The sequence below is a fragment of the Streptomyces sp. NPDC104381 genome (assembly GCF_055583745.1).
This window is the reverse complement of record NZ_JBVJNK010000003.1, coordinates 27,569-42,748: the sequence shown is the minus strand read 5'-3', so window position 1 is coordinate 42,748 and position 15,180 is coordinate 27,569. Positions and strand designations below refer to the sequence as shown.

Here is a 15,180-nt window from a genome sequence, read left to right as displayed (position 1 = left end):
TCGACACGGGGCCGGAGTTCCTCACCTCCCGTCGAGTGCGGCGCGAGCGGCCTTCCGAGTGGCGTTGTTGCAGGCGAAGATGGCGGTCCCGGTGACCGGGTGGGATTGTCCGCGGTCTCCGCTGAACGCACCCCCCGCTTCCTCCACGATCAGCGACAGCGGGGCGTAGTCCCAGATCTTCCCGCCCACCTGCACTGCCACGTCCAGTTCCCCCGAGGCGACCAACAGAGCCGCATGTGCCGACCAGTCGGCCACGACCACCTTGTCCGCCAGCCTGTCGACCTGAGCCCGGTATTCCACGGGGATCATCTCAAGCGGAGGAAGAACCCCCACGGTGCACTCCGCCGGCGTGGACGGCGACCCACCGACCCGCAACGGCCGCTCACGGACCAGTTGACCGTCCTCGACGTCGGCAACGAACGCGCCCTGGCCGCGTACGGCGTACCAGATCCGCCGCTGGGCGGGGACGATCGCGACTCCGACGACCACGCGGCCGTCCTCCTCCAGGGCGATCAGGGACTGCCAGCGATCGTCTCCCTGGACGAACACCAGCGTCCCGTCGATGCCGTCGAGTATCCATCGACGCCTGCCCTCTCCATGCTCTCCGGTTTCCTCCCCCAAGAAGGCGTCCTCAGGCCGCTCGGCGAGCAGGACGCGGCGCACCTCCTCTTCGACGGCGAGATCCGCCTCGGTCACAACCGACCCGTCCACCTTCTGCTGCTGAGCGAGGGAACGTACGCGGGCGAAGTAGCGCAGCCCCACGGAGGCGCCGGCAAGAGCAGCCCGTTGGGCCAGGACAAGGTCATCAGTCATGGCGTGAATGATGCAGCATCAGCACATACGGCAGGCTGCGCCCCGTGGTGATCCACTTCTCCCGATCGGCCCGGCGACAGCGGGGTCCGCTACTGGTTCCTCGATCAGTCGGGCCTGGACTTCCTCGGATGTGACGGGCACACCTCGGCTCACGATGACCGGGTGATCGCCGAACGGCTTGCCCCGTTCCTCAGGAGCCTGGCGACGGGATGGTGAGGGGAACTTGATCACCTGGGTCGAGGGCAGCACGGGCGAAGGTTACGGGGATCGGCTGTGGGACAGGCTCACCGCGGTATGGGTCCCCTGTCCCGGCCCGCTGTCGGTGCGGCCGCCGAGTGAGGCCCTGAACTCGTAGCGGGGCACGGTGCGCTCGATTTCGCCTGCACCGTTCCATCTGGCCGAACAGCCGGAGCAAACGCTGGTGATCTATTCCGAGAACCAGGAACCGGCCTGAAGGTCGTCCCGCAATGCACGGTTGTTCGATCTGGCCGAGCAGGCCCCCACCACCTCATTTCCCCTGCGTACAGGGCTTCGATTCACCGACCTCTCCCCCTCCCCCGGGTCACCGAGAAGACGTACGTAGAAGACACGGATACCCGGAAATGCGAAGTCCGATGCCCTCGTGCATTTCCCGATCGGGAAATACGCGGGTTTCGCGGTGACCATCGAGTGAAAATGCGGTGGCGGGGACCGGTCGGGGCGTGAACACCTTTTGGGCGGGCAAAAGGCTGTCACACCAGAGCGGCGCAACCAATCACAGGTGAGGTGTAAGCATATGAACAGCACGACTATCGCCGTCACCTCGATGCCCCCCACACGCACCGAGGTGCGAGGCACCGGTACGGACAGCCTCCACCGGGCCCGTGAGGCCGCCCGGGACTTCGTGGAATCGCTGACTCCGGCACCCGGGCCCGCCCTGGCGGACAGCCTGGTCCTGGTGGTCTCCGAGCTCGCCACCAATGCCCTGCGCCACGGCGGCGGCCGGTACCTCCTCAGGCTGTCCGCCGGGCCGGAGACGGTGACCGCGGCGGTCACCGACCCCGATCCGTCGGCCCCGCGCGAGCGCGCCCCGGATCTCGACGGCGGTGCGGGCGGCTTCGGCTGGCCCATGGTGCGCCACCTCACGACCCGCCTCACGATCACCCCCGGACCGGGGCCCGGGAAGACGATCCACGCCCAGCTCCCCCGCCAGGAGGAAGCAACCCTGGACCAGCGGGCCGGCGCGTAGGGCCTTCAGGCCGCGCGGCTCCAGGTCAGCGGCAGCGCGCGGTGAAGCCGTTCTCGGCGAGGCCCTGGCAGAACGAGGCCTTGGCGGCCGCGTAGCGGGACAGCCTGCCGTCGACGAACCACGTGGTGTCGGGAGCGAAGTCGAAGCTGCCGTCGTCGATGCCGTCCCAGCCGTACCGGAAGTCCAGGTTGATGTAGACGACGGACTTGATCACGCCGCGCAGGTCGTGCTCGCCCGGCAGGTTGGGGATGGGGCCCCGGTAGTTCATGAGGGAGAAGAGCCGCTTCACCCACAGGTCTCCGCGTTCCTGCTCCACGCCTTCCGTGGAGCCGTTGTCGGCCGTGAAGTTCATCATTCCCGCCTCGGAGAGCACGACCGGCTTACTGTGGTCCTTGGCGAACTTGACCAGCTTGAGCACGTTCGCGTCATGGTCGAAGTTGCGCCAGACCGCGGCGGGATTGCCGTGTGTGTCGGTTCCGATGTAGGCGTTGCGGCACTGGCTCGCCCCGACGTCGTAATTCTGTGGTGGCGTCCCGTTGTAGAGGTAGCCCCGGTCGTAGATCGGCAGGCACAGCTCGTGGGCGAACACGGACACGCCCACCCAGTCCACCGCCGCGTCGCCCGGGTACATCGACTCGAACTCGCCTCGCACCGGATGGAAGACGAACTGGAGGTTGTGCGGCGTCGAGCGGCCGTCCAGGTAGCCGGCCAGCCGGTTGAAGGCGTTCTTGTAGGAGGAGCAGCTCGCGTCGGTGCAGTGGTAGAAGCTGCTGACCTCGTAGTCGAGTCGCAGCTTGAACGTGGCCCGGGGATAGGCGTTGGCGAAGGCCACGAGCCGCTCCAGCGACGCCGTGTGGCCACCGGCCGCGATCTCCGCGGTGACCGCGCGGGACCGGGCCGCCTTGGCGTTCTCGTCGCCTCCGTCGAAGCCGGGCGGGTTGTCCTTCCAGCTGATGCCCACCTGCACGGTCCCGCCCCGGTCCGCCACCTGCTCGGCGAACGCGCGGTGCGCCGGGTTCACCCAGTCGCCCTTGCGGAGCTCGTAGTAGACGGAGCCGCCGTCGGCGCCGTCGGCGAAGGTGTTGAAGTCGTCGAGGGCGCCCCGGGTGGACTGCCCCAGCAGCAGCTCCGGAGCGGCGGCGGCCGTGGTGTGGGGGGCGGTGCCCGCGGCGGTTGCGGTGGTGGGGGTCATCAGCAGCAGTCCGGCAGCGAGAGCCGTGGCCAGGGAGTGGATGACGGCCCGTACGCGGCGTCGGGACGTCCGGCCGGGGGGCCGCTGATGGCGTCGGTCGGTGGACACGGTGCCTCCTGGGGGCGGTGTGAGGGGAGAGGGGGGCGGGTCGCCGTACGTCCGGAACGGTCCGTACGGCGACCCGGGAGACGCAGGGGTCAGCGGGAGACCCAGGTGTGGACGGGAGTGGTCGTCTGGTGGGTCACGCCGGTGGGCTGGTAGTTGAAGGAGTACGAGAGGGTGGCCCCGGCCGGGACGGTGACCGGGAGCTCCCACCGCCTGTCACCGCTGTCGTAGGTGAGGAAGTAGTTCTGGGGGGAGCCGCCGTCGATGCGGTACTGGACGGTGACGAAGGTGGCGGTGAAGCCCTTCGGCGCGAACCAGACGGTGGCTGCCGGACCACCACCGGTCACCCCCTGGATGTAGTCACCTGATCCAGGGTCGGTCGGAGTCGGGGTCGGAGTGGGGGTCGGGGTCGGAGTGGGGGTCGGGGCCGGACCGCTCGCCCCGTTCGTCCACAGGGGCTTCCTGATCTCGGTGAGGAAGTTGTTCAGGACCGTCGGGTCGGCCTGGACACGGGAGTCGCCCCAGTTGCCGTTCGCGCAACCGGGTCCGCCCGCCTGGGCGTCGGGCCGGCACTGCCACTGCGTCTGGGCGTCCCAGTCGGTGTTGATGTAGGCGGCGGACCGGATCACGTCCTTGTTGCGGTCGATCCAGTCGAAGTAACCGGCGTGCCAGCCGTCCCAGATGGCCTGGCCGCTGGAGCCTGCGGGGCTGTTGCGGAAGATGCAGCTCCGTGTCCCCGCCCCGGTGCGCGATCCCTGCGGCGCCGCCTCGGACACCATGACCGGCTTGGCGTGGGCGCGGGCGAAGTCGAGCAGTCGGTCCTGCAGGCCCACCGGGTCGGTGTCGTAGCTGCCACAGCCCCACTGGGACTGCACGGAGCGGGAGTTGTAGAAGGACGACAGCCCCACCCAGTCGACGTAGCTGTCGCCGGGGTACCAGTCGTCGTAGTGCTTCGGGTCGGTGACGATGTACTTGTACTCGGGGTGGTCGGCGTTGGCGTCGACCGGCCAGGCGGCGCTCTGCCAGACGGTGGCGACCCGGGTGGCGCCCAGGGCGTCGATGCGGCCCTTGATGTAGCGGAACGCCTCCTTGTAGAAGTCGGCGTTGTAGCAGTTCCACGGGCCGTCGAACTCGTAGCCGATGCGCAGCAGGACGTCCCGGTCGTAGCCCTTGAGCCGGTTGACCATCTCGTCGACCTTGGCTCTGTACTGCGCGATCAGGTTCGGGCTGCCGGAGGTGACATCGGAGTCGTCGCGGCCGATGATCGCCCGCAGCGGCTGGTTGCCGCAGCCGCCGGTCGCGTCCGAGAGGTAGAGGCCCACGGCGAGGCTGGAGTCCGGGTACTCCCGCAGGGTGCGGCCGAAGTCGACCGTGCCCGCGCCCCAGTCGGCCGGGCCGGTCATGCCGGCCAGGGGTGACGGCGTGCCGCCGAGGACGAGGTTGGTGTAGAGGGTGACTCCACCGGGCGCCGGGGCGTTCAGCGACGGCTCGTCCAGCACGTCGGCGCGGTAGTCCGACAGGGTGTCGCTGTCCTGCCCCATCACCAGCATGACCTTGCCGTCGGCCGGTACGCCGCGGCCGGAGGGCGAGGCGGCATCGGCGGGGTGGTTCGGTGCGGCGAGGGCGACGAGGGCCCCGAGGGCCACCGCCCCCGCCGCGAGACTTCTGTGGAGTGGTCGTTGGTGCCAGCGGACGGTCATGGCGGCTCCGGATTCTTCTACGGCGCTGTGGCTCGACGCGAGGTGGGTGAGCGCTCGAATGATGGGGCGGAGCGGAGGCCAGGGCAACAGTCGCCGAAAGTTTCGTAACGTTGCGCAGGTCAGCCGTGGTGACCTTCCGAAAACTTCCGGCGGTCGACACCATGAACAAGTGAATTGCACCTTATGTCTTGTTCAAGCTCGCAGAATAGTCGCTCTTCTACCGGTTTCACGCTGCCTGCGTCAGCGCGCTAGCGGGAATCTATCGCGTGTTTTCGCGAAACTATTGACACACGTTTCGTGGCCCGCGACCTTGGTGCCCACTCATCCCGCACCTCTCCCGGAGGACCACCATGGGCCGTACGCGTGCCCGCAGAACCGTCGCGGCGCTGGCCGCCGCCGCCTCGCTCGTCGCCCTGTCCGCCTGCGGCTCGGACGCGGGGGAGGCGGAGGGAAAGATCACGCTGACCGTCGCCACGTTCAGCGACTTCGGCTACAAGCCGCTCATCAAGGAGTACGAGGCCGGCCACCCCGACATCGTCATCAAGGAACGGATCTCGCAGTTCGACCAGCACCACAACCAGCTCTCCACCCAGATAGCGTCCGGCAGCGGGGCCGCCGACGTCGTCGCGATCGAGGAGGGCTACCTGCCCAAGTTCCGTTCGGTCAGGGACAAGTTCACCAATCTCGCCGACCACGGGGCGGACAGGCGGAAGAGCGAGTACCTCGGCTGGAAGTGGGAGCAGGGCACCCTGGGCTCGGACGATTTCGTGATGGGCTACGGCACCGATGTCGGCAGCCTCGCCATCTGCTACCGCAAGGACCTGTTCGCCCGGGCCGGCCTGCCGACCGACCGTGACGAGGTCGGCAAGCTCTGGCCCACCTGGGACGACTACTTCGCCACCGGCAGGACGTTCCGGAGCAAGGTCAAGGACAAGGCCTGGTTCGACAGCTCGGGCAACATCTTCACCGCGATGATGAACCAGACGGAATTCGGGTTCTTCGACGCGGACGACGCCTACATCGGGAAGACCAATCCCAAGGTGCGCGACTTCTTCCTCGCCACCGCCGAAGCGACCGCGGACAAGCAGTCGGCCAACCTCCAGCCCTTCAGCCAGCAGTGGAACGCGGGCATCAAGCAGGGCCGGATGGCCACCATGACGTGCCCCGCGTGGATGACCGGACAGATCAAGACCGCCGCGGGCGAGGCCGCCGCCGGCACGTGGGACATCGCGGCCGTCCCCGGCGGCGGTGGCAACTGGGGCGGCTCCTTCCTCACCGTGCCCAAGCAGAGCAAGCACGCCGAGGAGGCCGCCGAGCTCGCCGACTTCCTGACCTCCGCGGAGTCCCAGAAGAAGATCTTCACCGGCCCCGTCGGAGCGCTGCCCTCCCTCGCCTCCGTACTCGACGACCCCGAGGTCCAGGGCACCCGGCAGCCCTACTTCAACGACGCGCCCACGGGGAAGATCTTCGCCTCCTCGGCCAAGAGCCTGCAGCCCAACTACCGGGGCACGAAGGACCAGCAGGCCCGTATCCCCTTCGGCAACGCGCTCCAGCTCGTCGAACAGGGCAAGGCCGATCCCCGGCAGGCATGGGACAAGGCGCTGGACGAAGCGGACAAGAACCTCCGCTGACCGCCGCTCCCCCACCGCGTCGCGGGATCACCGCGCGGCCCGTGGTGGCGCCGGACCGGCCTCCCCGCAGGTCCGGCACCGCCCCGGGCACCCGGCGCACCACGTCTGCCCTGCCCCACCCTCACTCGACCCCCAACGGAGTACGCGCATGGCGCTCCAGGTCCGCACCACTCCGGGCCGGACGGGATCCGGACACCTCACCGGCCGGCTCCGTCCGGAACGGCATCTGCTTCCCTACCTGTTCATCGCCCCCTTCTTCGTCGTCTTCGGGATCTTCGGGCTCTACCCGCTGCTCCAGACCTTCTGGGTGTCCCTGCACGACTGGGACCGGCTCGCCGGGCCCGGGCAGTGGGTCGGAGCCGAGAACTTCACCCGCCTCCTGGAGGACTCCGACTTCTACACCGCGACGTTCAACACGCTCAGCATCTTCGTCCTGTCCACCGCGCCCCAGCTCCTGGCGGCCCTCGGCCTCGCCTGGCTGCTCGACCGGCACCTGCGCTCTCCGAGCGTCTGGCGCGCCCTCGTCCTGGTGCCCCAGTACGTCTCCGTCGTCGCCGTCGCCCTCGTCTTCTCCCAGCTCTTCGGCCGGGACTTCGGCATCGTCAACTGGGCCCTCGAAGGACTCGGGATCATCCACGACCCCGTCGACTGGACCGCCGACACCTGGAGTTCGCACCTCGCGATCAGCTTCATGGTGATGTGGCGCTGGACCGGCTACAACGCGCTGATCTATCTCGCGGCGATGCAGGCCGTCCCACGCGAGCTGTACGAATCGGCCCAGCTGGACGGGGCCGGACGGTTCCTGACCTTCCGCAAGGTGACCCTTCCCGCCATCCGCCCCACCGTCGTGTTCACCGTGGTCATCTCCACGATCGGAGGGCTGCAGCTCTTCGCCGAGCCCTTCCTCTTCGACCAGCAGGGCAATGCCGAAGGAGGTGCCGAGCACCAGTTCCAGACGCTGACGCTGATGCTCTACAAGTACGGCTTCATCAACAACGACGCCGGATACGCCTCCGCCGTCTCCTGGGTGCTCTTCCTCGTCATCGCGCTCGTCGCCGCGGTGAACTTCCTGCTCGCCCGCCGTTCCGGCCGCAACTGACCCGGTCACCGGGGTCTTCAGGAGAAACGCATGGCTGTCACCACACCCACCCGGGTCCCGCCCGCGCCGCAACGCTCCCGCAACGGACGCACACGGGCGGTCCTGCGCAAGGTCCCCAGGCGCCCTGACCAGGCGGGGCCGGTCGCCTACTCCCTGCTCGCCGCCGTCATCGCGGCCTCCGTCTTCCCGCTCTACTGGAGCTTCGTCGTCGCCTCCCACGACGACAACTCCGTGCTCGCCGGCTCCACCCCGCCGCTGGTTCCCGGCGGGCATCTGATCGAGAACATCCAGCGGGTCTTCGAACTCTCGGCGTTCTGGCAGGCACTCGGCAACTCGCTGATCGTGGCCTCCACCACCGCCGTCAGCAACGTGCTGCTCTCCTCGCTGGCCGGATTCGCCTTCGCCAAGCTCCGGTTCCCCGGCCGCAACGCCCTGCTGGTGTGCGTGGTCATCACCGTCATGGTCCCCACCCAGCTCGGCATCATCCCGCTCTACATGCTGGTCACCGACATGGGGCTGTACGGAAAGCTCTCCGCGCTCATCGTGCCCGCCCTGGTCTCCGCCATCGGCGTCTTCTGGATGCGGCAGGCGGTCGAGGAGAACATCCCCGACGAACTCGTCGAAGCGGCACGGATGGACGGCGCGGGACTCCTGCGCACCTACTGGCACGTGGTCGTCCCCGGCGTACGGACCACGGCCACGGTCCTGGCGATGTTCACCTTCATGTTCGCCTGGAACGACTACTTCTGGCCCCTGATCGCCCTGCCTCCGGAGAACGGCACCGTGCAGATCGCGCTCAACCAGCTCGCCGCGGGCTACTACACCGACTACACCCTGATGCTCGCCGGTGTCGTGGTCTCGGTGCTGCCCGTCCTCGTCGTCTTCACCCTCCTGGCCCGCCGGATCGTCTCCGGTGTGATGGCCGGCGCGGTCAAGGGCTGACCGGCCCCTCCCACCCGACAACCCACGGAGTACCCATGACCGCCGCGCAGCGTCTGCTCGATCCGGAACGTCCCCGCCGCCGAAAGCCCGACGGGGCGGCCGGGGCGGACCCCTCGGCGTACGGGACGATCGTCAATCCCGTACTGCCCGGATTCCACCCCGACCCCTCGATCCTGCGGGTCGACGACGACTACTACCTCGCCACCTCCACCTTCGAGTGGCTCCCCGGCGTCTCGCTCCACCACTCCCGCGACCTCGTCCACTGGCGTCCGCTCGGCGGACTCCTCCGGGAGGAACGTCTCATCGACCTGGCCGGACGGCCGGACTCCGGCGGGGTCTGGGCACCGTGTCTCTCGTACACCGACGGCCTGTTCCACCTCGTCTACAGCGATGTCACGAATCTCTCCGGCGCGTTCAAGGACGTTCGCAACCACGTGATCACCGCCCCCGCGATCACCGGCCCGTGGTCCGACCCGGCGCCCTTCCCCTCCCACGGCTTCGACCCGTCCCTCTTCCACGACGACGGCCCCGGCGGCGACGGCCGCAGCTGGGCCCTGTGGATGGAGTGGGACCACAGGCCCGGCCGGCACCCCTTCGGCGGCATCCTGCTCCAGGAGTGGGACCGTGCCGCCCGTCGCGTCACCGGCCCGCTCCATCGCGTCTTCACCGGCACGTCCCTCGCCCACACCGAGGGCCCGCACCTCTACCGGCGGGACGGCTGGTACTACCTGCTGACCGCCGAGGGCGGCACCTCCTGGGCCCACGCGGTCACCGTCGCCCGCTCCCGCGAACTCACCGGCCCGTACGAGGCCGACGCCGCCGGCCCGCTGCTGACCGCCCACGGCCACGAGGACCTCCCGCTCCAGAAGGCCGGACACGGCAGCCTGGTCGCCACACCCGCCGGCGAGTGGTTCCTGGCCCACCTCACGGCCCGCCCGCTGAGCCCCCTCGGAGCCTGCGTCATGGGCCGCGAATCCGCCGTCCAGCGCATCGAATGGACCGACGAGGGATGGCCCCGGCTCGGTGGCGCCCCACCGGTCCCGGCCGGCGGGGCGGCACTCCCCCGGCCCGTCGTCACCGGACCCGCGCTGGAACCGGCTCCCTTCCCCACCGAGCCCGCCCGCGACGACTTCGACGCCCCCGAGCTCGGCCCCGTCTGGTCGACCCTGCGCCGGCACCCCGACCCTTCCTGGCTCAGCCTCACCGCGCATCCCGGCCGACTGCGGCTGCGCGGCGGCCAGTCGCTCGGCTCGACCCACCGCCAGAGCCTGGTGGCCCGGCGCCAGCAGGCCCCCGGCTTCACCTTCGCGACCCGGCTGCGCGCCGACCCCCGCTCACCGTTGCAGATGTCCGGCCTGGTGCACTACTACAACTCCACGCTCTGGCACTATCTCCATCTCACCCGGGACGAGGAGCTGGGCCGGGTGCTACGCGTGGGGGTCTGCGACCACGGCCACTACACCGAACCCTGCGACCCCGTCCCCGTCGGGGACGGACCCCTCGAACTGCGGCTGACCGTCGAGGGAGCCCGCGGCCGGTTCTCCTGGCAGGACGGGAGCCGCACCGGGCCGCCCCGCCGGCAGGACATCGGCCCCTGGCTGGACACCACACGGCTCTCCGACGAGAGCGCCACCCTGGGGGACCCGGCCACCGGGCACTTCACGTCCTGGGGCTTCACCGGTGCCTTCGTCGGACTGTGCGCCCAGGACCTCACGGGAGCGGGCACCACGACCGACTTCTCCTGGGCCGAGTACCGTCCGGGCCCCGGCGGCCTTCCCGGCGCCGGATGAACCGGATGCCCTGCCCCCGGCCGTTAGTCTTCGCAGGACGGCAGCGATGTTCCACGAGGCGAAACGGACGGCAAGGATGACGGCGGACACCACCGACGCCCAGGGCAGAGTCACTCTCAGCAGCATCGCGTCCGTCGCCGGGGTCTCCGTCTCCACCGTCTCCAAGGTCCTCAACGGGCGCTCCGACGTGTCCACCGGGACCAAGGAGCGCGTCGAGTCGGTCATGGACGACCTCGGCTACCGGCGCCGCCCCGCCCGGCGGCGGGGCAGCGTGGTCGACCTGGTCCTCAACGAGCTCGACAGCCTCTGGTCCGTGGAGATCATCCGCGGCGTCGACGAGGTGCTCGACGAGGCCGGGGCGAGCATGGTCCTCTCCGCGGTGCACGGCCGCAGCTCCGACACCCGGGAGTGGCTGGACCAGCTGGCGGCCCGTCGCAGCAACGGAGCGATCCTCGTCGTCTCCGAACTCACCCCTCAGCAGCGCAAGCGGCTCGTCGCCATGGACATACCGTTCGTCCTGGTCGACCCGGTGGGCAGCGTGGACGCCCTGGTGCCCACGGTCGGCGCGACCAACTGGGCCGGTGCGGTGAGCGCCTGCGAGCACCTCATCGGCCTCGGCCACACCCGGATCGCCCATCTGGCCGGCCCCCGTCAGCTCCTGTGCAGCAGGGCCAGGGCCGACGGTTTCCGCGCCGCGATGGAACGGGCCGAACTGCCCGTGCCGGACGCGTGGGTGTCGTACGGGGAGTTCAACGACCGCTCCGGACGCACCGAGCTGGCGCGCCTGCTGGACGCGACCGCCGACCGTGGCGAAGCACCGCCGACCGCGGTCTTCGCCGCGAGCGACCTCCAGGCACTCGGCGCGTTCGAGGTCCTCCGGGACCGTGGCCTCGCCATCCCCCAGGACGTGAGCGTGGTCGGGTTCGACGATCTGCCCGTCGCACGCTGGACGCATCCCGCCCTGACCACGGTGCGCCAGCCGCTGCTGGAGATGGCCTCGATGGCGGCCACCACCCTGCTGCGGATGATCGACGGGGAGCACGTGGAGACACTGCGGCTGGAGATGGCCACCCAGCTCATGGTCCGAGGCAGCACCGCACCGCCGCGGCCGGAGACCTGACCGGTCACGGAGACGCGTATTCCCGTCGGGGGACCACCGGACGCGGCTCGCGGACACCTCATCCGTGCGAACTCCGCATTGCCTTCTGTGGCGGTGAGTTGACACACGGTGAACTGCGTGGCGCGGTCATGACATCATCCTCATGATCCTTGCTCCACCGGAACGCCCGGCGTCATCGTCGGATGCGGCGCACGAACCCCGTACGCCACATCCCTCGGCGCGCCGGACCCTGGCGCGCCGCTGTTCGAGGAGACCTCCGAATGACAGCAGTGCGTCACACCAGGCGGCGGATCACCGCGGCGCTCGCGACCGCGACGACTCTGGCGCTGGCCATCGGCGCGGGTGCGGCCTTACCCGCTCAGGCCGCCCAGCCGGAAGGCAGAGTCCTGCACGCGGGAGCAGCCGATGCGGTGCCCGGCAGTTACCTCGTCACGCTGAAGCCGACCGCCGGGTTCAAGGCGTCCACGGCCGACGGCAAGCAGCTGATAGCCGGCTACGGCGGCCGGATCAGCCGTACGTACACCTCGGCGCTGAACGGCTACGCGGCCACCCTCAGCAGCACCGAGGCCAGGAGGCTCGCCGCCGACCCGGCGGTCGCCTCGGTCGAGCAGGACCGGAAGGTCCACTCGATCGCCACCCAGAGCAACGCCCCCTGGGGCCTCGACCGGATCGACCAGACGAACCTCCCGCTGAGCGGCACGTACACCTATCCGGACTCCGGGGGCAGCGGGACGACCGTCTACGTCCTCGACACCGGCGTGCGCATCACCCACCAGGAGATCAGCGGCCGGGCCTCGTACGGCTACGACTTCGTCGACAACGACGCCACCGCCCAGGACGGCGCCGGCCACGGCACGCACGTCGCCACCACCGTCGCCGGTTCCACCTACGGCGTGGCGAAGAAGGCGAAGATCGTCGCCGTGCGCGTCCTCGGCAACGACGGTTCCGGCACCACGGCCGGAGTCATCGCCGGGGTCGACTGGATCACGGCCAACCACGTCGCGTCCTCGGTCGCCAACGTGTCGCTCGGCGGTGGCGCCAGCACCACGCTGGACAACGCGGTGAGCCGGTCGATCGCCTCGGGAGTCACCTACTCCATCGCGGCGGGCAACTCGGGGGCCCTCGCGTCCTCCTACTCGCCCGCCCGGGTGGCCACGGCGATCACGGTCGGCGCCACCACCAGCACCGACGCCCGCGCCACGTACTCCAACTACGGCCCCACGGTGGATCTCTTCGCTCCGGGTTCCGCCATCACGGCCGGCTGGAACACCTCGGACAGCGCCACCTACACCGGTAACGGCACCTCCTTCGCGGCCCCGCACGTCTCCGGCGCCGCCGCCGTCTACCTGACCGGTCACCCCGGCGCGTCTCCGGCGGCGGTGGCTTCGGCCCTCGTGAACGGCGCGACATCCAACGTCCTGACGGGCATCGGAACCGGCTCCCCCAACAAGCTCCTCAAGCTCGTCCCGTGACGAGCTGACGGCCGGGGCGCGTACGGGGCAGGCCGCCCGTACGCGCCCTTCGTCTCGTCGTGCCGCGCCCCCGGCGGGACCCCTCCCCGTCCCGGGCCGGTTGACCTAGGCTTTCCATGTCCGCTGTTCCGGCGACGAGTTGGACGCACCCGTGGCGGGTCGGCTTCCGTGATGCCACCGGGCGCGGTGCGTTCCGCAACCCGTCCGCCCTTCGGTCTGGAGCCCTGTTGAACTCGTCCCCGGCCACTTCGGCACCCGGCGACCCGCACCGCATGGATCCGTCCGGCGGCTGCCCCCACGCGTCCAACGCCCGCCTGCTGGACCGGGGCGCCGTCACCGCGGTGACCCTGCCCGGCGAGGTGGAAGGCATGGCGGTGCTGGGGCACGACGCCCTCAGAGAGTTCCTGGCCCACCCCGACGTCGCCAAGGACGCGCGGCACTTCACGGCGCTCCAGGAGGGTGCGATCGCCGACGGCTGGCCGCTGAGGACGTTCGCGACGGTCCAGGGGATGACCACCGCCGACGGGGCGGACCACCGGCGGCTGCGGTCCCTGGTGAGCAAGGCGTTCACCGCGCGCCGCGTGGAGGAACTCCGGCCGCGCGTCGAGGCGTTGACGGCCTCGCTCCTGGACGGTCTCGACCGGGCCGCCGACGCGGGCGACGGTGTCGCCGATCTGCGTACGCACTTCGCGCTGCCGCTGCCGATGGGTGTCATCTGTGAACTCCTGGGCGTCGGCGCGGAGCACCACGACCGGCTGCACCACCTCTCCAACCGCATCGTCGCCACGGACATCGCCCCCGCCGAGGCCGTGGCCGCCAACCGGGAGATGGTGGAGGTGCTGAGCGCGGCCGCCGCGGCCCGGACGGAGGAGCCGGGGGACGACCTGATCAGTGCGCTGATCGCGGCCAGGGAGGCGGACGGCGACCGGCTCGGCCCGCACGAGCTGATCGGCACCCTGATGCTCATGGTCATCGCCGGGCACGAGACCACGCTCAATCTGATCACCAACGCCGTACGCGCCCTGTGCGCCCACCGGGATCAGCTCGCCCTGGTCCTGTCGGGCCGGGCGAGCTGGGCCGACGTGGTGGAGGAGACGCTGCGCTGGGACAGCCCCGTGAGCTTCTTCCCGTTCCGCTACCCCACCCGTGATCTGACGCTCGACGGCACCGTGATCCCCAAGGGGACGCCGGTGCTGGCCGGTTACTCGGCTGCGGGCCGGGACGAGAAGGCCCACGGCCCGGACGCCGGCCGCTTCGACGTCACCAGGGGCAGCGGCACCCGGCACCTCTCTCTCGGCCACGGCGCGCACTACTGCCTGGGAGCGCCGCTGGCCCGGATGGAGAGCACGATCGCGCTCTCCCAGCTCTTCTCCCGTCACCCCGGGCTCGACCTCGCCGTACCGGAGGCCGAACTGCAGCGCCACGCGTCCTTCGTGGGCAACAGCGTGCGGGCGCTGCCGGTGCGGCTGCACGGCTGAGAGGCCACCCGGGCGCCCGTACGGACGGACTCGGCCCGCCCGTGAACGTACGGACGGACTCGGCCCGCCCGTGAACGTACGGCCGCGCTGATCCGTATCCTCATCCGACGTCGTCCTCACCCGGCGTCCCGTACTCCGACGAAGGGACAGCGGCATGAGCGCAGCGCAGGAGATCCAGGTCCGGTTGGGGCGCCGCGCGGTGGTCGCGGCCGGTGCGACGGGTATCGCCGTCGCTCTCACCGCGTGCGGCGGATCGAAGGGCTCCGGGGGTTCGGACTCGGCCGAACCGGCCGGGGAGGGGAACGGCGGGAACGGCGGCGCGCCCCTCGCCACGACGGCCGAGATCCCGGAGGGCGGCGGAGTGGTCTTCGCGGACCAGGGCGTGGTGGTGACCCAGCCGCAGGCCGGCGAGTTCAAGGCGTTCTCGTCGCAGTGCACCCATCAGGGCTGCGCGGTGAAGGGCGTCGCCGACGGCGTCATCACCTGCCCGTGCCACAACAGCACGTTCGACGCGGCGACCGGCGAGGTGACCGGCGGGCCGGCGACCGCACCGCTCCCGGAGAAGCAGATCCGGGTGGAGGGCGGCTCCATCGCGCTGGCCTGAGGGGAC

Annotated in this window: 12 protein-coding genes; 9 read left to right on the top strand and 3 right to left on the bottom strand. The window is 70.2% G+C overall.

The annotated features are described in order from the left end of the window. Window positions 1-21 precede the first annotated feature (21 nt). Complete coding sequence (locus tag ACZ607_RS09735) at window positions 22-813, bottom strand: inositol monophosphatase family protein (RefSeq protein WP_469733528.1); 792 nt, start codon at window positions 811-813, stop codon at window positions 22-24. Between the two features lie 775 nt (window positions 814-1,588). Between ACZ607_RS09735 and ACZ607_RS09730 the strand changes: the two genes are divergently transcribed. Further along, the gene (locus ACZ607_RS09730) at window positions 1,589-2,041 is read left to right on the top strand and encodes an ATP-binding protein (protein WP_469733526.1); all 453 of its coding nucleotides are present in this window, start codon (window positions 1,589-1,591) and stop codon (window positions 2,039-2,041) included. A 25-nt stretch (window positions 2,042-2,066) separates the two neighbouring features. On the opposite strand, the gene ACZ607_RS09725 is transcribed toward ACZ607_RS09730, so the two are convergent. Together ACZ607_RS09725 and ACZ607_RS09720 are read right to left on the bottom strand one after the other, a co-directional pair. Then, window positions 2,067-3,341 (bottom strand): glycoside hydrolase family 26 protein, encoded by a 1,275-nt coding sequence (locus ACZ607_RS09725; protein WP_469733524.1) that lies wholly within the window; start codon window positions 3,339-3,341, stop codon window positions 2,067-2,069. Window positions 3,342-3,430: 89 nt separating this feature from the next. Next, window positions 3,431-5,038, bottom strand: a complete 1,608-nt coding sequence (locus tag ACZ607_RS09720) for a glycoside hydrolase family 26 protein (protein ID WP_469733522.1) — start codon at window positions 5,036-5,038, stop codon at window positions 3,431-3,433. 350 nt (window positions 5,039-5,388) lie between these two features. On the opposite strand from ACZ607_RS09720, the gene ACZ607_RS09715 reads away from it, so the two are divergent. The 8 genes from ACZ607_RS09715 to ACZ607_RS09680 all read left to right on the top strand — a co-directional run bounded on the left by ACZ607_RS09715 (window position 5,389) and on the right by ACZ607_RS09680 (window position 15,174). Then, on the top strand, window positions 5,389-6,669 hold the full coding sequence (locus tag ACZ607_RS09715) for an extracellular solute-binding protein (protein WP_469733520.1): 1,281 nt from the start codon (window positions 5,389-5,391) through the stop codon (window positions 6,667-6,669). A 148-nt stretch (window positions 6,670-6,817) separates the two neighbouring features. Then, complete coding sequence (locus tag ACZ607_RS09710; protein WP_469733518.1) at window positions 6,818-7,768, top strand: carbohydrate ABC transporter permease; 951 nt, start codon at window positions 6,818-6,820, stop codon at window positions 7,766-7,768. 30 nt (window positions 7,769-7,798) lie between these two features. Beyond that, a complete protein-coding gene (locus tag ACZ607_RS09705; RefSeq protein WP_469733516.1) occupies window positions 7,799-8,710 on the top strand; it encodes a carbohydrate ABC transporter permease in 912 nt (303 codons plus the stop codon). Window positions 8,711-8,745: 35 nt separating this feature from the next. Then, window positions 8,746-10,500, top strand: a complete 1,755-nt coding sequence (locus ACZ607_RS09700) for a glycoside hydrolase family 43 protein (RefSeq protein ID WP_469733514.1) — start codon at window positions 8,746-8,748, stop codon at window positions 10,498-10,500. Window positions 10,501-10,576: 76 nt separating this feature from the next. Then, complete coding sequence (locus tag ACZ607_RS09695) at window positions 10,577-11,620, top strand: LacI family DNA-binding transcriptional regulator (protein ID WP_469733512.1); 1,044 nt, start codon at window positions 10,577-10,579, stop codon at window positions 11,618-11,620. A 260-nt stretch (window positions 11,621-11,880) separates the two neighbouring features. Further along, complete coding sequence (locus tag ACZ607_RS09690; RefSeq protein ID WP_469733510.1) at window positions 11,881-13,092, top strand: S8 family peptidase; 1,212 nt, start codon at window positions 11,881-11,883, stop codon at window positions 13,090-13,092. Between the two features lie 272 nt (window positions 13,093-13,364). Further along, window positions 13,365-14,570, top strand: coding sequence for a cytochrome P450 family protein (locus tag ACZ607_RS09685; RefSeq protein ID WP_469734899.1), 1,206 nt, complete (start codon window positions 13,365-13,367; stop codon window positions 14,568-14,570). Between the two features lie 154 nt (window positions 14,571-14,724). Next, the gene (locus ACZ607_RS09680; RefSeq protein WP_469733508.1) at window positions 14,725-15,174 is read left to right on the top strand and encodes a Rieske (2Fe-2S) protein; all 450 of its coding nucleotides are present in this window, start codon (window positions 14,725-14,727) and stop codon (window positions 15,172-15,174) included. Window positions 15,175-15,180: the final 6 nt, after the last annotated feature.